The sequence below is a fragment of the Abyssibacter profundi genome, assembly GCF_003151135.1.
GTDB lineage: Bacteria > Pseudomonadota > Gammaproteobacteria > Nevskiales > OUC007 > Abyssibacter > Abyssibacter profundi.
The window spans coordinates 147,276-167,441 of the sequence record NZ_QEQK01000009.1 but is presented as its reverse complement, the minus strand read 5'-3'; the positions used below and the strand labels follow the sequence as shown (position 1 = coordinate 167,441).

At 63.2% G+C, this 20,166-nt stretch carries 11 protein-coding genes and 1 tRNA gene; 6 read left to right on the top strand and 6 right to left on the bottom strand.

Annotated features, from left to right (window positions below):
• Positions 1 to 3: 3 nt before the first annotated feature.
• Both DEH80_RS11570 and DEH80_RS11565 read right to left on the bottom strand, forming a co-directional pair.
• The gene (locus DEH80_RS11570; RefSeq protein ID WP_165831444.1) at positions 4 to 1,098 is read right to left on the bottom strand and encodes an efflux RND transporter periplasmic adaptor subunit; all 1,095 of its coding nucleotides are present in this window, start codon (positions 1,096 to 1,098) and stop codon (positions 4 to 6) included.
• Position 1,099: 1 nt separating this feature from the next.
• Complete coding sequence (locus tag DEH80_RS11565) at positions 1,100 to 4,207, bottom strand: efflux RND transporter permease subunit (protein ID WP_109720656.1); 3,108 nt, start codon at positions 4,205 to 4,207, stop codon at positions 1,100 to 1,102.
• Between the two features lie 255 nt (positions 4,208 to 4,462).
• On the opposite strand from DEH80_RS11565, the gene DEH80_RS11560 reads away from it, so the two are divergent.
• Positions 4,463 to 4,711 carry a type B 50S ribosomal protein L31 gene (locus DEH80_RS11560; RefSeq protein ID WP_109720655.1) on the top strand — a complete coding sequence of 83 codons (249 nt, stop codon included), beginning with the start codon at positions 4,463 to 4,465 and terminating at the stop codon, positions 4,709 to 4,711.
• Positions 4,712 to 4,778: 67 nt separating this feature from the next.
• On the opposite strand, the gene DEH80_RS11555 is transcribed toward DEH80_RS11560, so the two are convergent.
• Positions 4,779 to 6,272 carry a trypsin-like serine peptidase gene (locus DEH80_RS11555; RefSeq protein ID WP_109720654.1) on the bottom strand — a complete coding sequence of 498 codons (1,494 nt, stop codon included), beginning with the start codon at positions 6,270 to 6,272 and terminating at the stop codon, positions 4,779 to 4,781.
• A gap of 52 nt (positions 6,273 to 6,324) precedes the next feature.
• Positions 6,325 to 7,812 carry a membrane-bound lytic murein transglycosylase MltF gene (mltF, locus tag DEH80_RS11550; protein WP_165831443.1) on the bottom strand — a complete coding sequence of 496 codons (1,488 nt, stop codon included), beginning with the start codon at positions 7,810 to 7,812 and terminating at the stop codon, positions 6,325 to 6,327.
• Positions 7,813 to 7,945: 133 nt separating this feature from the next.
• Between mltF and DEH80_RS11545 the strand changes: the two genes are divergently transcribed.
• Positions 7,946 to 8,037: transfer RNA gene (locus DEH80_RS11545), tRNA-Ser, on the top strand.
• Positions 8,038 to 8,416: 379 nt separating this feature from the next.
• Here the strand turns inward: DEH80_RS11545 and DEH80_RS11540 are convergent.
• Positions 8,417 to 10,030: an alpha/beta hydrolase family protein gene (locus tag DEH80_RS11540; protein WP_165831442.1), complete on the bottom strand. Its 1,614-nt coding sequence runs from the start codon at positions 10,028 to 10,030 to the stop codon at positions 8,417 to 8,419.
• Between the two features lie 319 nt (positions 10,031 to 10,349).
• On the opposite strand from DEH80_RS11540, the gene DEH80_RS11535 reads away from it, so the two are divergent.
• The 3 genes from DEH80_RS11535 to DEH80_RS17340 all read left to right on the top strand — a co-directional run bounded on the left by DEH80_RS11535 (position 10,350) and on the right by DEH80_RS17340 (position 17,743).
• Positions 10,350 to 11,024: a TetR/AcrR family transcriptional regulator gene (locus DEH80_RS11535; protein WP_109720651.1), complete on the top strand. Its 675-nt coding sequence runs from the start codon at positions 10,350 to 10,352 to the stop codon at positions 11,022 to 11,024.
• Positions 11,025 to 11,436: 412 nt separating this feature from the next.
• Positions 11,437 to 13,680, top strand: a complete 2,244-nt coding sequence (locus tag DEH80_RS11530) for a hypothetical protein (protein ID WP_133249217.1) — start codon at positions 11,437 to 11,439, stop codon at positions 13,678 to 13,680.
• A 472-nt stretch (positions 13,681 to 14,152) separates the two neighbouring features.
• On the top strand, positions 14,153 to 17,743 hold the full coding sequence (locus DEH80_RS17340; RefSeq protein ID WP_165831441.1) for an immune inhibitor A domain-containing protein: 3,591 nt from the start codon (positions 14,153 to 14,155) through the stop codon (positions 17,741 to 17,743).
• Between the two features lie 191 nt (positions 17,744 to 17,934).
• On the opposite strand, the gene DEH80_RS11520 is transcribed toward DEH80_RS17340, so the two are convergent.
• Complete coding sequence (locus tag DEH80_RS11520) at positions 17,935 to 18,612, bottom strand: TetR family transcriptional regulator (protein ID WP_165831440.1); 678 nt, start codon at positions 18,610 to 18,612, stop codon at positions 17,935 to 17,937.
• Positions 18,613 to 18,794: 182 nt separating this feature from the next.
• Between DEH80_RS11520 and DEH80_RS11515 the strand changes: the two genes are divergently transcribed.
• Positions 18,795 to 20,159, top strand: a complete 1,365-nt coding sequence (locus DEH80_RS11515) for a right-handed parallel beta-helix repeat-containing protein (protein WP_109720648.1) — start codon at positions 18,795 to 18,797, stop codon at positions 20,157 to 20,159.
• Positions 20,160 to 20,166: the final 7 nt, after the last annotated feature.

Sequence of the window (20,166 nt, the reverse complement as noted above, 5' to 3'; positions counted from 1 at the left end):
GCCTTAGCTGTGGTCCGTGTTGCCGCGTTCCTCGGCAAGGTCCCGGACGACATGAACCGACTGACCGGGGCGCAGCCGTTCAGCGCCGCGCACCGCAACGGTGTCGCCTTCTTGCAGATCGCCGGATACAGCAATCCACTGACCGTGCCCTGGGCCGAGCGTGACGCTGACATGTTCGGCCTTGCCATCAGCGGTGATGCGGACGACGCGATGGCCTTCCTGGCGCAGGACCAACGCATCGCGAGGAACGGCCAGCAAGCGATCCGTGGTGGTGAGCGGAACCCGGACACGCGTGAGTTGGCCCACCGCCAGGGGCAGCGGCCTGTCTGCGGGCAGGTCGATGCGCACCTCAAACGTCTGGGATGTGGCATCGCCCGCCGTGACCAGCGTTCGGACACGGCCCACCAGTTCTTCGCCGTTGACGAGTACGGTGAGGACATCGCCCACCTGGGTGCGGCCGAGAAACCGCAGCGGAACCGCCGCCCGCACCTCGAGATTCGCGGTGTTCATCAAATGGCTGAGCGCGGTGCCGCGGCTGACATCCTCACCGGGAAAATGGGCTTGTGATGTGATCACGCCCGCAAAGGGTGCGCGCACGGTCGTGCGTTGCAGCTGGTCGATCAGCTGGTCGATACGGGCCTGGGCCACGCGCTGGTCGCTTGCGGCCATGTCGCGCTGTGACCGGGCCTGCTCGATGTCGATCGCCGACACGTAGTCGCTATTGGACAGGCGCTCCAGTCGCTGGACCTCCTGCTCGAGGTAGCGATGATTGACGACGTCTCGCTCCAACAGGGCTTGCTGTTCGGCCAGTTCCAGGCGCAACGGGCCGTCGTCCAGGCGGGCCACCGGGTCACCTGCCTGAACCTGCGTGCCCGGCTCGGCCATCCAAGTCACGCGGCCCGTCACGCCTGCGGTGATCTGCATCTCCTGGCGACTGGCCACGATGCCGGAGACCGGCATGGCCTTGACCATGCGCTCGGAGCGCACGTGATCGACAACAATGGGCGTGGCGCGCGGGGTGGGCTGGGCGATGGCATCGCTACCGGCCAGCAGGGCCAGCAGGGCCAGCAGGGTCATTAGGGCTGGAATCAGTCGCATGTCAGGCTCCGGATTGCGCGGTGTCTGCGCCATGGGCTGCGCCTGCTTCGGGCGCGGAGGCCTTGCTGCGCCGAAAACGCAGGCGCAGCAGGCTGGGCAGCAGCAACAAAGTGAACAAGGCTGAGGCGAGCATGCCACCGACAATGATGGCCGCCAGCCCTCGGTAGATTTCCGCACCCGTACCGGGCATGAGCATGAGAGGCAGCATGCCGAAAATGCTGGTCAAGGTGCTCATGTAGATCGGACGGGCCCGCTGCCGAACCGCGCTGGCGACGGCGTCGCGACGATCCAGACCCTCGGCCTCGGCGCGCTGGGTGCGATCCACCAACAAGATGGCGTTATTGACGACCAGACCCAGCAGGATGATGAAGCCGCTCATCGTCAGCAAATCCATGGACTGAAAGGTGAACAGGTTCATGGCGGTGAGCGCGGTGACGCCGCCGGCAAACGCCAATGGCATCACCGACAACACAATGATCGCGCTCCACAGCGAGCGGTACATGGCGGCGAGGATGAGCAGCAGGATTAGCAGGGCGTAGAGCAGGTTGCGGCCCATGGACGCCAGGGCTTCTTCCAACCCATCGGCGCTGCCTCGATAACGCACCGAGCCTTCAGCCCCCAGCTGGGCGGTGATGGCCGGTTCGACCTGCGCCCGAATGGTCTCAATGGCCTCTTCCAACGTAACGGTTTCGGGCGGGAACACGCGCAGTGTCACCGTGCGCTGGCCATCGATCCGGCGCAGTTCGCTGGGTCCGACATGGCGTTCCAGCCAGGCCAGCTCGCCCAGCATTTGGATGCCGCCCTGCGGCGTGTACAAGGGCAGTTCGGCCAGCCCTTCCGGGGTGTCCCAGGTGTCGGCGCGGATGACCACATTGTGGCGATTGTTGCCGTCGAAATACTCGCCAACATAAAGCCCATCGGTGTAGGCGCGCACGGCCTGACCCACGTCGCCTCGCGTGAGGCCGGTCTGCGCAATCCGCGTGTCGTCCGGCACCACGCGCAACTCGGGTTCGGCCAGCGACAAGCTGGGGCGCGGCTGGACCGGCACATCAGGCATGGCCTCGCCGAATGCGGCCATACCAGCCCGGGCTGCAGCCAGTAGTTGGGTGAGATCGGCGCCGTGGATGTCCACATCGATCCGTCGATTGCCGCCACCAGAGAAGTTCAGCAGCGAGCCCATGGTGACAAAGCTGCTGATGTCGGGCAGATCGACGGTAATGTCGGTGCGCAGAACCTCCATGAGGGCATCGGCCTGTTTGGGGTCAGCCGGATAAATGGCCATGCCGCTCCAGCGCCCCCATGACGACAGGTTGTAATACGCCACCTGCGGTTGCTTCTCGCCGGTCATGTGAGGTGCAAGGCGCTGGACGACGGTCTTGCCCAGGTCTTCGCGCAGTGCCGCCTGCGAGGCGCCCGCCGGGACCGAAAAATTCACCCAGGCATTGTCGGAACGCGCCCGCGGCAGGTAGTCCGCCTTGGGGACCAGGCTCCATGCCAACGCGCCTGCGCCGACCGTGAGCCCGAGTATCCAGAGCAGACGCAGCGATGGCCGGTCGGTCAGCGCGAGTACGCCGCGCGTCACCCGGTCCCAGAGCCCGCCCATGCGGTCGGCGGTGGGTACGCGGCCCAGCCAGTGGGCGCTGGCTGTCGGTAAGACCGTGAGCGCAGCCACCAGCGAAACCACCACGGCAATGGATAGCGTCAGGGCCAGATCGGAGAACAATTGGCCCTCCGGCCCACTCATGAACAGGATGGGCAGGAAGATCGCGATGCTGGTGGCCGTGCTGGCAAACAGAGCCGGTGCAACTTCGGTGGCACCGCGCAGAACGGCCTCACCGACGGCCAGTCCGGATTGGCGCAGCCGGACGATATTCTCCTGCGCAATAATCGCGGCATCGACGACCAAGCCCACGGCAAAGGCCAATGCGGCCAGCGAGATGACGTTCAGGCTGCGGTTGAATAAATCCAGTGTCGCGAAGGCCGCGAACAGGCAGACGGGGATCGTCAGGCCCACCAGCAGGGTCGAACGCAAATCGCGCAGGAACGCAAACAGCACCAGCGTGGCGAGCAGGCCGCCCAGCAGCAGGTTGCCTTGCACCAGGCGGATCGCTCGCCGAATATGCACCGAGGCGTCGTAGGACAGCTCCAGCGCCAGGCCGGCCTCGGGCAGCGGGCCGGCGTTGAGTTCCTCGATGACCGCATTGATGTGATCCAGAATCTCCACCGTATTGGAGCCGGCTTCGCGTGCGACGGTGATGTAGTAGGCCGGGAACCCGTTGCGTAGCGTGAATCCGCCCTGTTCCACGCGTTGTAAGGACACCGTGGCCAGATCGCCCAGATAAATCGGCTGGGTCCCTCGGTAGGCCACGATGAGTTCATCCAGTCGGTCCATGGGGGCCTTGCCCATGAAGCGCACGGTGTACTGGCGACGCCCGACATCGGCGAACCCGCCCGACACATCGGCTGCCGTGCTGACCGCACGGGTGATATCGCTGAGCTGCACACCCAGTGCGGCGGCGCGCGGCGCATTCAGCACAATGCGGACTTCCTCCGGGCGATGGCTTTGCAGATTGACCTCTGCAACGCCGGGGATGCGCGCCAGCGCAGGTTCGACATAGCGATCAACAACCGGGTGGAAATCGCCAGGACTGCGCGGGTCGTCTGCGTCGACCGCCCGCACCAGCAACGAGGCCGCATTGCCGCTGGAGAAATTGCCGCCGGCCAGATTGACCCACGGTCCGTTGGCTTCGCGGGGCAGGGCGGGGACCTGCTGCAAACGGTTGATGACATCGAGATAGGCCCGCTGCATGTCGTGGTCCATCTCGAACGTGAGATTGATGTTGCCCCTGCTCTGATTGATGTTCGACTGGATCTGGGTCAGCCCGGGCAGATTGCGCAGTACGCGCTCCTGTTGCTCAATGATGACCGACTCCATATCGGCCGGCGCTGCACCACGCCAGAATGTCGAGACCGAGATCTGCGGCTGATCGATGGGCGGAAGCAGTTGGATGGGCAGCTTGAACAGCGCAGCCGTGCCCACACCCACCAGTAGCAGGACCACCACGACCAGGGCGGCCGGATTCGCCAGTGACAGGCGTGTCAGATTCATGTCCCCTCCCCGGGTGCTCGCGCGGTCGGCGCCAGTGCTACAAGGTCAGGCGCCGAGGCGTGAGTCAATGTGTGACGCCTGTTCAGGCGCTTGCTGATCACTGGATGCAACAGCTTGCAAAAGGGTCGCAGCCAGCGGTCAGAATCGCAGGGAGGCGGTGGCCAGAGTTTTCACGGGCGCTGAAAGATGCTATAAAGCGCGCCCTCTTTTTGGCCGGGCGGATGCCGCCGCCGGCAGTCACCGACGCGAATCGCCATGAAAGCAGACATCCATCCGAATTATCGTCCGGTCGTGTTCAAAGACACGTCCAGTGACTTCGCCTTCCTGTGCCGCTCGACGGCCTCTTCTAAGGAAACCATTACCTGGGAAGACGGTAACGAGTACCCGCTGATCAAGCTGGACGTGTCCAGCAAGTCGCACCCGTTCTTCACGGGCAAGCAGTCCATGGCGGACACCACCGGAAAGATCGACAAATTCCGTCAGCGCTACGGCATCAGCAAGTAAGCAGCCGACGCGCTCGATACAAAAACGGCCCGCTTCGGCGGGCCGTTTTTTTGTTTGCGTAGCCGGGTTAGTGGCGGCGCCGTCGCGCCGCCAGGCCTAGCAGTGGTAGCAGTGCGAACCAGGGGAGGGCGCCGCTGCCGCCGCCCGAGCTGCCGCCATCACCGCCGGAACCGCCCCCGCTGCCGCCGCCGGAGCCTCCGCCCGACCCGCCACCAGAGCCGCCGCCACCAGACAGGCCACCGCATAGCGCCGTGTTGGCCGTGATGGTGTTCCCTGCGTCGTCCATTCCGTCAAGGGTCAGGTCGCCCGAGCCAGTGGGGTCCAGATGCGGCCGCAGGCTGTTGTTGGCCGAGCCATTGTCCCAGTTGTCGCTGAAGCGTCCGTACCAGTCGGGCTCGTCATTGCCGCAAGCCGCGCCGCCACCAGAGAGTTGGCCGACGATGCGGTGGTCTTCGTTCCAGAGTCCGGAACCCGATGAACCGCCCTCGGTGGTGCCAACGTCCCAGTCTTCGACTCGCCAGAACTGCGCGGTCGCGTCGGGCGTGTCGCTGCTGTACTGGGTTTGCGTCAACGTGGCGTATTCGAAGCTGATGCGCTTTTCGTCGCCGCTGGGGTGGTGGATGGCCGCGACGCCACAGGCGGCCGTCTCGGTGGCATCCCAGCCTGCGTAGGTCACGTCGAAGGCGGCCGAAGGCTGGTTATCCAGTTCCACCAGCGTGAAGTCCGAGTCTGCGCCTGTCGCCAGCAAGCTGGCCCCGGATTGCGATTGATTGAGGCTGCCATCAGGTGTGCCGCCGCAGGTCGAGGTCTCGTAGTTCCAGTAGATCGTCATGCTTTGGGCGGTGGCGCTGTCGCTCACGCAGTGGTTGGCCGTGAGAAACAACGGGCGTCGGTCGCGTGCCGTGTTGTTGACGAGCGTGCCGGTACAAAGTGCGGTCGACAGGCCAACATCGAAGGTGTAACGGGCGACCGCCTTGATTTCCTGTCGCCAGGCATCTCCTTCCGGGCAGACCACATCCACATTGCAGCTGCCGGATTTCTGCGTCCGGCGGCCGGTTGCGGGGTCCATGAAGCCGTAGTGCAGGGCGGCCAGATGAATGGTCGCCGGCGCACGCCCCATTGGCAGTGCGACCTCGAGTACCAAGGTATCGCCCCCGATCAAGGGACTGCGGAGCATGTCTCCGCGTTGGCGTAGCGCTTCGATACGCGTGCCCTGTGGGTCATAGGCGGTGATGCTGGCGCCGGCGAGTACCGGGCTGTTGCGCAAGCTCACGCCCACCGAAGCCGCCTGATCGGCCCGAACGACCGCACGCCAAACCCAGCGCCGGTCCGCCGCCTGTTCCCAGACCCCGGTGTCATCACTGCTCGCCGAGCTTTCGATGCCCTGCGCAATGATGAGCGGTGTGCGCGGCGCAGGGGCCGGCGGGGCGGATTGGGCGTTCACCAGCAGCGGGCTGATGCGCTGCGCGGCTAACAGCTGGTTGTCCGGATCCAGGCCATGCGGTGCCGCAATCGCGGCCATGGGCAGGCTTAACGCAAGACAAAGTGCGGCAAATCGCATGGATGTCCCTCAGGTTCGATCAATAGAGCTAGCCACTATAGCGCGCCGACATCTAAAGAATCGGTGATTCCAAATCCAGGGCGCGGGTACTGGGATCGGGCTCACGTTGGGATGGCGTTTGCTGTTCGGGCGGCGCCTCGCCGCTCGGAATTCCCGTCTCAACGCCGGTGATCCAATTCAGAATGTCGTAATACGTTCGGATGTTGCCGACGTAGTTCACGGCCTCGTGTCCGCGGGCATAGCCATAGCGTGTCTTGGAGTGCCACTTTGCCTGCGTCAGCAGCGGCAGTGCAGCCCGCACATCGACCCAGCGATCGGGGTCACCGCCCAGCTCTGCGGTGATCTCTCGCGCATCCAGCAAGTGCCCGCGGCCGAGGTTATAAGCGGCCAGCGCCATCCAGGTCCGATCCGGTTCGGTGATGCTGGGGGGCATCCGGTCAATCTGGTCCCGCAGGTAGCGTGCTCCGCCAAAAATGCTTTGCTTGGGGTCCCGCCGATTGGCGATTTTCAGGTACTTGGCCGTGTCCTTGGTCAGCATCATGATGCCGCGCACGCCGGTGGGGCTGCGGGCGTTGGCCTCCCAGTGGGATTCCTGATAACCCACCGCCGCAAGCAGGCGCCAGTCCAGGTCGTTGGCCTTGGCGGCCTCCTCAAAATAACTGCGGTAGCGGGGCAGCAGGCGGTCCACATCACGTGAGAATTCACGGCTGCCGACATAGTCCAGGCGGCCGAGCTGGCCGAAATAGCGATCGCGGATCCGGTCGAGTTCGGTCGAGGCTTTGAGGTCGACCACGAAGGCGACAACCGCGTTGTATAGCGAATGATCCGACGTTTGCGGAAACGCCCAGGCGACCGGGAGCGGAGCGTCCAGGTCAAAGGCCACCGTGAGGCGCGGATAGAAGCGTCGGCTGATCGAAATGACATCCGAGCTGGCGGCAGCAACGGGGTGTTCGTTCTCAGCCACCTGGTACAGCAGCGTGTCGTCGTCGGCGTCTTCAATCGCCGTCCACGACAAATCGGGATGGGATGACGCAATTCGCTCCACGACATCGCTAATGGCGGAATCGGCGGCTACGCGCAGCGGATCATCGAGCTCATCCAGCCCACGAGGCTTGCGCGAACCTCGGCGATAAACCACCTGAGGTTTGACCGTGCGGAGCGTCGGGCCGAAGCGGAAGCGGTCGCGGCGAGCCTGTGTGGCCATTGAGCCTGTCGCGGCCAGGTCCGCCTCGCCGCGTGCGACCGCGTCCAGGGCATCGCGCTCGAAGCTGTAGACCTGCAGGTCCAGCTCCAGGTCGAGACGCTCGGCCAGCAACACCAGCAAGTCATAATCAAAGCCGGCCGGTTCGCCCTGCGCGTCGGAGAAATAGGTCGTCGCGCGGTTGATCGTGGCCACACGCAGGTTGCCACGAACCTGCATGGCATCGAGTTCCGTGCCCGGCAGCGAGCAGGTCATCGCCGTACCCAAGGTGATAAGCAGCACCAGGGCGAGGCTGAGTAGCCGGGTCCAGCGATGTCCTCTCAAGTCGTTGTCGTCCACGCGTCTCCCCGCGCATGATCCCATCGCCGCGCCGGATCGTCATCTCCCCGTCACAAGGGCTCGCGTTTCTCGCCAGAGACGGTAGAATGCGCGCCCTGTCGCAAACGCCAAGCGTTGCGTGCAGCCATCAATGGGAGAGGTACCGAAGCGGTCATAACGGCACCGATTCGAAATCGGTTGGGGGCATTACGCCCCACGTGGGTTCGAATCCCACCCTCTCCGCCAAACAAAGAGCCCCGCGTCAGCGGGGTTTTTTGTTTGGCGGAGTCGGTGGTGTGGACGAACCCACCGGTTCGACGAATCGGCAGGACAGCCGATTCGGACGCCGCAGCGAAGCGGAGGCGCCGCGCAGCGGCGAGGGCCAGGATGGCCCGAGTCTATCCCTAACCCTCTCCACCGTAACGAGCCCCGCGTCAGCGGGGTTTTTTGTTTGGCGGAGTCGGTGGTGTGGACGAACCCACCGGTTCGACGAATCGGCAGGACAGCCGATTCGGACGCCGTAGCGAAGCGGAGGCGCCGCGCAGCGGCGAGGGCCTAGGACGGCCCGAGTCTATCCCTAACCCTCTCCCCTAAAAACGAGCCCCGCTGCTTTGTTTCACATGTATCAGCCTGATGACGCGCCGGGCTTGCGCTGATGTTTAAGCCAACCGTGCCTGTTGCGTGTGCGTCGTCTCGCGATTTGACGCCACCCTACAAGCAAGCCAAGCGGAATCAGCCCGTACCCCAACGCGCCGCCCGTCGAACTGCCTGCGAGGGTGGAGGGGCGTTCTTGACCGCCATCCAGTGAGTCAGTGGCCGGGCAGCCGATGAACCTCATATCTCCCTCAATCTCTGTATCAGCTCGCACTAGCGGGGCAATGGGATCGTCGGGTGCTCCAGTTCCGCCAGCGACGTAGTTTGGAACGCTCAGGGAGCATAAGGATTGAAAGTAGGGTGAGAGTCGATCACGTGTTTCCAATCCGGCAATTTTGAACGGCACATTGCCGCCTAGCAGCGGGTCGTCGCTTGCCTCCGCTTGTTCCTGGTCCCAGAACCCCATCGAGATGTTATGCACGTCGGCGGAATCATCAAAATACCGGGCCGTGAGTCGGGCATAGGCCTCACCGGCGATTGACTGACGATATGCCCGTTCTTCGCTTTCGGTTCGACCGTGCGTGGGTATGACTTGACCGCGCTCGTCAATCGCTAAACGGCCCTTGAGATACCGATCAAGCCAGGCGAGGTTGTAGTAGTTGGTGACCAGTTCGATTAGCCGGTTGCCGGAGAGACCAACGCCGTACCCGTTCCAATCTGTATGGACGGTCGCACGTGCGGTGAAGTGCATCATGTCGACGTTGCGTGACTTGAGCGTTTCGTACCCCAGCCGCCCGCGGTATCGATCATCGTCGTAAGTGACCCGGTACTCCGCCCGAGAGCCGTTGCTACCGTCCGTTCGTTGGAACATCACGGGCTGCGCAATATTGTCGTCGTTCGCATCGTCGGTGTGATCCCAGAGGATGAAGGCATGCACCCTCGGGTCCCCTTGGTAGGTGACACTGACACGTGCGCCCTGTGAGTGGCCGGTGAATGCCACCCGGTTCAGGTCCGCGATTTCCCCGATCGTGCCCGACTCGGGCGAAGCCAGCCAGTTGAGAATGTCATCGCCGTTAGCTTCGCGCTGGGCATTCGGCGTGCCTGCGGTGGGAACCACCCCGTTGGCGGCGATTGCGAGATACCCGTGTTCGGCGAAGACCTGACTGTTGAAGCGATGGTGGGGCGCTTGGGACGTGAATCCATGCAGAACCAGGACGACAGGATAGGGTGGATCGAAGCGCGTCAATTCCGCCGGCAAGGTTGGGCAATCGTCTGGGGCGTTGGAACAGGGCCAGTAGACTTCGGCGTACGGAACGTCCGGTATCTGGTAGAAATCCAGGATCTGGTGCCTGAACCGGACGTTCTCCCATGTTGTTGGCTCACGGTAGGGGTCTCTGCCGTACCGGCTGGCTGCGAGATGCCGTGCCGGGTGAAACCGGGTGTCGTGGTCTCGCTGCTTGGTGCATTCTCGATGCTCTCGGTCACGCGCAAGCCAATCGGCGGACAGCGGTTCCGGGTCGCCTTGCGGATCTCTTGTGCCATCTTCCCGGATCGGGTTGTACGGGTCGCTGACGCAGTCGAATCCATGCACTGTATTCCAAGTGTCGACCGGCTGAGCCAGCGCAGTGATCGACCAGCCCATCATGCCGATTAGCAGCCACTGTGCCGGCGCCTTCAGCGCGCGCCTCCACCGAGTAGGTGACTTGCTGACACAACGCCGAGTACGCGGGCATTGCTCGTGTTGGCGATTGAATGATTCACGACGCTCAGCATCGCTTTCAGCGCAGGCAATGGACGCCTGGAGGAGCATGATTGATGGGTGCATCTTCTTTCGTCTCCAGTGGGTGTACGAGATGCTTTTTGTGCGCGGAAGAGCGCTTGTATGATTCGAATGTATTAAGCTCTTCTTGTTCAGGTCAAGCTACTCTTGACTGCCACTGGGTTACTGACTGAGCAAAAAAACTATGCCAACAGCATCCACTTCGACCGTCAAAGAACGGCCAGTGCAGGCGACCGATGACTTCACATTGCGTGATCGATTGATGCGTGAGGCGATGACGATGCTCGCGAGTCAGGGCATCAATGGCCCCTCGCTACGAAGCATTGTCAGAGCCAGCGGTGCGTCGAATCCGTCTGCATTGCACTACCACTTTCGGGATCGAAAGACCCTGGTGCGCGCCATCGCCGAGCAGTTGCAGGCGTGGTACGAGTCTCGGGCCATGCCGCGCCTCGATGCGCTGGGCGCCAAAGGTGACTACACCGTTCGAGATGTCCTTGAAGCGGCGTTCGGGCCGGTGATCGAAATGCTGGAGGACCCTGAACTGGGCACCAGCGCAGTGCGATTCGTGGCTCGGCTAGGGTGGGATTTTGGCCACGAAGGCCAGGACATCTCGTCGGATTTTCATCGGCGGAGCATGCGCCGGATGCTGGAACTGTTGATTCCGCTGTTTCCCGGTGTCGACGAGGAAGAACTCAAGTTCAAGATCATTGCGAACATGAACAACGCGTATAACGGCCTGGCCTACCGCAGTTACATGTGGCGGTCTCCATTCGGTGCCTCCCGGCTGGTCGAAAAGGACTCGGCAGACCGGCTGCGGGAATTGCATATGCGGTATCTCGAGGGCGGTTTACGCAGCTAGCGTCCACTGGGGCTCGACGCGACCAGGTCTCGCGCCGGGCCTGGGCTCTGTGCGACTCGCGCGTGGTCTTCGATTCGCCGGGTCCTAGAGATTGCAACCGACACGGCCACGCCGCGGGGGGCTCTCCTCGGGGCATCGTTTCGTTTATCCACCAGCGGAGGCAATCGCCACCGCGACGACTGGCGTCTGTGCGCAGCTGCGCTGCAGCCACACCCGCCACCTTCTTTCCGGTTGGTGCAAACCCGACTGTCGGGCCTGCCGAGTCGTCATTTTGCCTGCCCATCCGCAGGCCGTTACCCGATCTTGACATCTCCTTCACTTCAGGAATACGGTCGTATCAGACAAACGTATTCACGGCCGATCGGGTTCGCATGGACGACCTCGACGTAGCCGTGGACTCATGAGGAGACAGATGATGTGGATTCGACACTGTGCAGTGGCGTTACTGGTGTTGTCCGGTTGTACCGGCGGTACCGGCCCCGACCAGCAGACAGGCCAGGGCCCGATGGCCGGTGGCCCGGATGCCGGCGCTGACCCGGGCCAAAAACTATTGCCTCCGGGGCCTGGTCCCGCGTTCTTGTACGAGGATGCGCCGCTGGCGCCGCCATTCCAGAACGTCGGTGTCTGGCAAGCGGATCCGCTGTATGTGATGGGTGCCAGCGCCTATACGCAGGGCGAGTATGTCTACCAGGGGTTCATTTTCGACGATTTCGGCGCAGCGACAGGAGAACCTACGAGCCGGCCACATACAGGCGGCGCGCTGTATAGGTCTGGTGGCGGGCTGCATTACCCGACCGATACGGCTACCTACGCCTTCAACGCAGCTGATCTGCTGGAGTTCCGTGTTCGCAAAGACGGCGATCAGCTGAAGTACAGGCTTACGCTGAACACGATGATTGCGCCGGATGTGACAGCCATCGCCATCGGTATTGATACGGACGGTGATGCCTCGACGGGCACTCACGACTGGGGCTATGGAATTGGCGAACTGGGGGCGCTGGGGCTGGACCACATCATTGTGACCTGGGGAACCGGTGCGGAACTGTCATCGGCCTGCTCGGGCTGTGCTGAGGGTCAGGCGATTACGACTTCGGTTGATCTGGAGCGCAACCAGATTGAGCTGACGGTGCCGTTGAGCCCCGGTATGGAGACCTGGCGACACTACCTTGTGACGGGCCTTTATGACTCCGCGGCCAATGCGTTCAAAGCGATTCAGGAAAGTGCAGATGCGGTCAATCCGGGTGGCGCCTTCCTACAAAACCCGCCCCCAGTCTTCGATGTGGGCTTCCGCCGCCACGACCAGGAACCCTGGGGGCGTCTGCTGGATCTGGAGCCGACCGCAGTGGTCGACAATCTTGAAGATTTTCAGCAGTACCAGTCACCGGACTGGGGCTACTGGCGCGATGCAAACCAGGCTCAGGCGCTGGCAAGAAAGGACATCTCTGCGTTTCACGCAGACATCAACTTCTTCAAGCTCGATCAGGGTGAAGATGACTTTTCGAATGTCCCGAAATCGGGCCTGATCAACGGGGTGTATGGCTCGCGCTTCGATTTCGGCGAAGGCGTGCTGGAGGATGGGCCTGTCGTGACAGCGGGTCGCGTGCAGCCTTACGGACTGTACATACCCAGTGATTTCTCTTTCGACGAACCAACGCCGCTGTTTCTACAGCTCCATGGCGGCTCTTCAACCCATAACCAGATGTTGAGCGTTCCCAACTTCATGCTGGAATTCGGGGAGAAGCGTAACGCCCTGGTGCTGGCACCGTTGGCACGTGGGCCGTCCGCAACCCGCTATAACAACGCAGGCGAGCTCGATGTCTTCGAAGCACTGTCTCACATCGATACGCTTTACAACGTAGATTTCGGTCAACTGCTGGTCGGCGGTCCGTCGACGGGTGGAGAGGGCACGATGAAGACTTCGGGGCGTCACCCCGCATTGTTCAACGGCGCGTTCTGCATTGTTGCTGGGACCTTCGCCGAGTCGTTGCTCGACAATCATCGCCACGTACCGCTGCTGCTCTGGTCGGGTGTTGCCGACCATCGCACGCCGTACTGGTCAACCACCCACTTGGCGATGCTGGAGCGCGGCTACCGACACGAGCAAGGCATCTTTCCTGGCTACGGACATGTCAGGCATTACGTCGAGGACCAGTGGGCGCCAGCAAGAGAGTACCTGGACAGCTTCGGACCGGCTCCTACCTACCCCTGGCATGTCACGTATACCGCCGATCCGGAGTTCGCGAACCCTCAGTGGGGACTCTCCCATGACCGCGCCTACTGGTTGACCGAGATTGCTGTGGCTTCTGATGCTGTGATCGGCAGGGTGGATGCGTTCGATCTCTCAGCGGGCAAGGCGGTGCCTGCCACGCGCACATATCAGGAGTATCGGGACGATCCTGACCATCACATCGCAAGTGGCTTGGTCTGGACAGACCCGGTTCATCTGCCGAACCGGAGCAACGGCTTGAAACTTGATCTCACGGGCGTCGCGAGTGTCACCGTGTGGCTGGATGCGACCTCAATCGACGTGCGGCAGGAGATCGAGATCACGACCACTTCGACGCATGATGCCGTGGTGACGTTGGTTAGCCACGCGGGCACACAAGAGGTCAGTGCCCCGCAGGGCAGCAGCGCGCGGTCGATCACGCTGAACTGATTGACAGGCCGGGACAGGGTGACCGGTCGCTAGTCGCAAAGATTGACGGAGCAGGTTGCCAACGGCCCCAGGTCGCCGCCAAAGGAGCGAGACCGTGGGGGTTGGTGGCATACGTCATCCATCAGTCCTGCTGACTGCCTTCGGCAGTGGGCTGCCCGGGTCTGTCCGGCCACTACGCATGACCTGCGGCTGGATCACCGGAGCGGTCTCGCCCGCTGCGACGCGCTGTCGGTGGGGGGCGGTCTTCTGTTGGCTAATTGCGTGCGGGAATCAAAGCCCACACAGGGGCTTGGCTGCGACGGGGGTGCACGCAGCGGGACCGGTTTTCTCCATTGAAACAACGGCTTGCCAACGCGGTTGTGATGACGCTCGCGCGCTTGGATACCGGATTGCAAGGCCGTCTGCTAGCGTCCGGCGCAATCTGTGTTTCCAGGGGCGCATCGTGCCGACTGTCTCATCTTTTGTTCGCGCGATGTTCGCGACGCTTCTCGCCGGCTTTGTCGCCGTGATCTCAGCTGCTGGTGAACCGGTGGTGGCGCCGCCGTTCACGCCGGTGAACAACGAGGGCACTGCGGCGGATCTGTTCGTCCAGGCCAAGGTGTTTACCAACGCCGGCTGGGTGCCGCCAGGCGGTGCTTATCCGCTGGTGATTCGCTACCGCGCCGATGCGGCCGTGGCGGGCGCGGGCATTGAGGTCACGCTGAACGAGGCGGCGGTGCTGGTGTCTTCGTCGCCGGTCGCGGCCGGCGGTGACGGATCTGTCGGCGCGCCCTTGCGCTTCACCTTGGGCCCGCTGGCGGCGGGCGAGGCCGGGCAAATCGTGATCGAGGCCCGGGGCAAGTCTCTGGATGAAGATCCCGAAGTCATGTGGAAGGACTTGTCGGCCGATGTGGTGGTGACGCCCGTGGCTGGCGATGCGCTGGCTTTGCGGACACATGGCCCGAAGGTCACGACGCTGGAGTCAGCACGGTTCGGTGATCGGCCGTTCCCGCTGGTCATGGTCCAGTACCAGGACATCAAGCACTGCGTTGGAGTGGATGACCCGTACCCGGGCTGCACCGGCAACCACACGGCCGAGGCCTTGTCCGAGGCGGTGAATTCCCGCGAGAGCGGCGAATCCTTATGGCAGCTGTTCCAGGACATGTCCTTTGGTCAGCTATATCCCATCGGTACGGTGAGCCCGCCGTCGGGCAGCGGCACACAGGCCTTCGACCCTGGGTATTCGCACAAATTCTCGACCATGGACCCCAATGGCAGTTGCACCGGCACCACGGTGGCGGATCTGCATGGGACGCCGGCTTACGCGAACCGGGTGGAAGACGGCTGGTATCTGCTGCCGGGCACCCAGGGGTACTACGGGTCGGATAGTGGAGGCACCGCACTGACGGGCGCTCCGGTGGGCAGTATTGATGACGGTTGCGGGCCGACGGCCAAGATTGTCTACGACGCCGCATCGTTGGCAGATCCGGACATCGACTACAACGCTTTCGATACCGACAAGGATGGCGTCGTCGATTTCTTTAATGTCATGTTCGCGGGCTGCGGCGGGCATGGCTGCACCGACCCGACCGGGCCGAACAACATCTGGCCGCACAAGTCGGACGTCCGCTACTACTACACCGATGAAAACGGTGTGTCGGGCTATGTTTCCAATGACCAGCTGACCACGCATTTCGGCGAGCCGCTGTTCTATACGGACGAATCCCGGAAGGAATTCACAACCACGGATACGGGGATTCCGGTTTACGTCGTCGTGGGGCCGTACAACGTGAATCCCGAGGATGCGGTCGAAGCGGTCTCCGTGGTGGCGCATGAATACGGGCACTCGCTGGGCCTGCCGGATTTCTACAGCACCAGCTTCGACGCCATGGGCCGCTGGGAGCTGATGGGATCGGACTACTTCCAGTACATGACGGTGTACGCGCGGGCCTTCCTGGGCTGGATCGTGCCGCGGGTGTTGGAGGGCGGTGAGATCACGCTGCGCGAATCCAAGTACGACACTGGCGAAATCCACTGGCGTCGGCCGGATGGCACGCCATACGTGTTGACCGGGCCGGGGATTCACAACGCCGATGCCTATCGGCTCGACCTGCCAACCGACCTGCTGATCGAGCAGGTGCCCTCTGGCGCCAACGCCTGGTTCTCGGGGGCCGGCAACGATTTCGGGTGCCCGCCGGACGGTAGTCACAAGCTCGATGTGTTCCTACCTGACCTGGCCCAGCATGCCGGCGCCAGCAACGTGACGCTGACCTTCAATTCGCTGTACGAAATCGAATGGGACTGGGACTACGCCTTTGTGCTGGTGTCCAGCGATGGGGGGCAGACTTGGTCCACGCTGCCGTCGGCTAACGGCACGACCATCAACAACAGCTACAACCCCAACAACGTCGGCTGTTTTGCGCAGCTGGACAACGGCATCACCGGGGTCTACGCCGGTGGGGGGAACACCCTGGCCAATCCGAACCGGCTGGAGGCGACTTACCCGGCCTCGCCCGACCACGGCTTCATCGAAGACCAGTTTGACCTGACGGCCTATGCCGGGCAGAGCATCATGCTGCGCTTTGCCTACTTCACCGATGCGGCGGCGGTACAGCGTGGCTGGTTCATCGACGACATTCGCATCACGGCCGATGACGCGGTGGTCTACGACAGCGATTTCGACACGGATGCCGAGGAAAACCGGCTATTCCCCGATGGTTGGCAGCGGGTGAGCACCGAGCTGGGCACCGATACCGAGCATGCGTACTTTCTCGAGCTGCGCAGCCGTATCAGCAATGATTACGACGGCCTTGAACAGTCCGACCGCGGCAGTCCCAACTGGGAGGGCGGTGTCTCGCTGGTGTACTCCGACCGGCAGCACAGTTTTGGCAACACGGGTGCGGCGGATCATCCGGGCCAGACCATCGTCGATGCCGTGCCCGATCCCGGCAATGATTCGCCGGACTTCAGCGATGCGGCCTTTACCCTGGCGCGGCCGACATTCAATGGCTGTACGCATATCGACAACTACCCGGACCCGGATGGACCCGATGGGCTCTGGAAGTTACCCGAGGCGCTGCGTTTTGTTGTGACCTCGCTGGAAGGGGTAACGGCCGACCGCCCGGTGCCTGGCCAGCCGGCGACCGCGACGGTTGCCACCGAAATTTTCCCGGACTGCAGCCAGGATGTGGGCGGCGTGCCGGTGCTCGCGTTGGAGGATGACTACAGCGAACCGGATACGGACGGCGAGTACACGCTGAGCTGGACGCGGCCCGACTCTGCGGTTGGCCCGGACACCCTGCAGCAGACCAGCGCCTGCACGGCGGATTTTGTCGACGCCGCGGATGATCCGTTGGTTGCCGGCACCAATGCCCGGTGGAGCGGCAGTCCACAGTGGCAGTCTCAGCCCAACCCGGCTGATGGCAGCACGGCCTACTACGTGCCGAACGGAGCCGCACAGGATGAGGCCCTCACCATGATCGGCAGCCTGGAGATCCCCGCCGATCACTCGTCGATGCTGACCTTTACCACACGGCAGGGCCTGGAGTCCGGCTACGATTTCGGGCTGGTGGAGGTGAGTGCCGATGGTGGCGACTTCAGCACGGTGGCGACCTACACCGGGCCGGGCGGCCTGACACCGGCCGACGTTTTTGACGGCACGCGCAGCGTGGACCTCTCCGCCTATGCCGGACAGTCGATCCGGCTGCGCTTCCGTCTGACCAGCGATGCCTACAATGTCGGGCAGCCGGCGGGCTGGTACATCGACAATATCGCCGTCACCAACTCCAGTTGGTCGGATCGGGTCACCGCGACTCCGGCGCTGTCATACACCGTCACGGATCAACCCAGTGGGATGTATTGCTACCGCGTGCGCACGCGGTTGCCGGTGGGCTCGACCGCCATTGATTCGGCTTGGAGCAATCTCGTGACCGTGGTGGTTGATAACCCGAACGCACCCGAGCCCCCGGATGGAGAGAACCCGGTCACGCCGTCGGCGCGCAGCGGTGCCGGGGGCGCCGTTGCGATGCCGGTGTTGTTGTGGCTGGGGCTGGCCGGCGTGGCCATGCGCCGGCGCCGGCGCTAGCCGCCCGGCAGATCGGCCGGCCTCATCAGCCAGGACTGCATGGGGCCGGACGCACCCAAGGCCTGTCCAACGGGGTGGCCGGGGCGTCCGAATCGGTCGCCCAGCGACGGATGACATGGGCCGTGGCGACTCCCGTGGATGATCCGAAGCGGATTGCATGGGGGGACTGCCGAAACCCATGACGGAATGGGTTAACCCGCCGGCTTGCTCCGTGGCGTTGGCGCCGCAGCAGGCCGGCTGGCGCCTGCGATCAACCACTCGGAAAACAGCGTGGCGCGGTTCACGATCTGCGCGCGCTGTCCGGGATGTTCCAGATAATCCATGGCGGCATATAGCGTGTGCTCCGCGATCAGGCGAGTGAGCACCAGCACCGTCTCACGGTCAGGCAGCTCCAACTCGGGGGTGAGTTCGGCCAGGTCATCCGCGCTGTCCATCGCAAAATCATCCAGCATGGCTTGGAGTGCCTGACGCAGAGTGGGCAGGGCGCCGTGCACTTCTCGTGCACAGAAGATGACGCCCTGTGGGTGCTGTAGCACATAGTCAAAGTATCGCTGCGTCGATGCCCGGATCATGTCCTGGCCATCCTCCACCGCCGCACGTCGCGTGCGCCGCAGGTCTGCTCTCAACTGGCTGGACAGTGTGTGCACCAACGTGGTCGCCACATCGTCGACGGACTTGAAATGCCGATAGATCGCGGTGTGGTGCAAACCGGCTTCCCGGGCCAGTTCTCGTAAACCGATGTTGGCGATGGAGCGGCGCTGAGCGCTGAGCTTGAGGGCGGCGCGCAGCAGGCGCTCGCGACCGCTGGGCGCTGCGGTGCGTGAAGTCGACGTGGCGGGTCCGGAGGGCGATGTCGCCTGGGCGGGCACGGTGTGCTCCTGCACATTCGGTGGAACGCAGATTCCAAGGCTAGATCAGATTGACACTGGAGTCACCACTTGGTTACTTTCGATGTCGAGTCACCAAGTGGTGACCAGGAGGCAAAACCGGAGCGTGTGCGCGGGGGCCGCGTACTAGACATCCGGATAACAACAAAACGGAGACGATCGACATGAATCACGGAACGGAGCGGCGTGTCACGGACTCGCTGGGTGCTGAACGGGTGTTGCAGCCGATCTGTACGGCGCTGCTGGCCATTGGGCTCGCTGGATGTGGCGGCACGGGACAGCCAGGTACCGCGGCCGGCCAGCCGGTGAGTGCAGCGGACGATGCCTTCGAGCATGCCTTGCGGGTCGACAGCGAACTGGACCAAGTGGACGCGAACCCCGGTGATGGTGTTTGTGCCTCGGCCGAGGGCGTTTGCAGCTTGCGTGCGGCCATCATGGAGGCCAGTGCGAGCGTCGTGAATGCCACTGGCGAGCCGCATACGATTCTGCTCCCGCCGGGCGTTTATGCGCTCAGCCTGCCGAATGCCTTATCGACTGGAGATGTCGGGTTGGGTGATGTGCTGGCCCGGCCGATTGTCGCCAGCGACGCCACCGGCTCACTGAATATTGCGGCACCGATGAGCATTCACGGCGCCGGTGCGCGCGAAACCTTGATCGACGGGCAGCAGCTCGACCGGGTTTTCGAGCTGTCGCGTGGCGCCGACAGCCGTCTGACCGATTTGAGCATCACCGGCGGAGCCGGCAATACCATGGGCGGCGGGATCTACGCCCAGGCGCATCTCGTGCTTGAGCGCGTCCATATCTATGGCAACCAGTCGAGCGGTGGCGGTGGAATTTTCGTTAACCCCATGGGCAGCCTGACGCTGAACGACAGCACGGTCAGCCACAATATTGCCAAGGGACAGGCTGGCGGAATCCGCATCGACACCCGCGGCACGATCACCAACTCGACCATTAGCCATAACAAAGCCCTGGGCCTGGCGGATCCCGTGCTCATGGGGACGGGGGTGCCGTTCACCTTCGCTCAGGGAGGTGGGGTGGATATCCGCGGCATCGGCACCGTCATCCGCAATTCCACCATTGCCTTTAACGAGGCCCACGATGGCGGTGCAGGGCTGCATTTCGATACAGCCTATGTCGATGCGCTCCCCGACCCGGTGACCGGTGCGCTTGCGGTTCCTCATTTCGACGTCATTCTCGAAAACACGATCATCGCCCACAACGTGGCTGAGGTGGCGCAGGGTGATTGCCTGGCCACCGTGGGCCTGTCCCGCATTCTGTCCCAGGGGCACAACCTGGATTCCGACGGCAGTTGCGGCCTTGATCAGGCCGGCGATCTGGTCGCTCTGGAGCCCATGTTGGGCGAACTCGCCAACCATGGCGGGCCAACCGACACCTTGGCTCTCATGCCCGCAAGCCCCGCGCGAGGCGCCGGCAACCCGGCGACCTGCACGCTTCGCGATCAGCGCGGCGTGGCGCGTGACGCCGATTTTGGCTGTGACATCGGTGCCTTCGAGGCAACGGAATAGGAGCGGC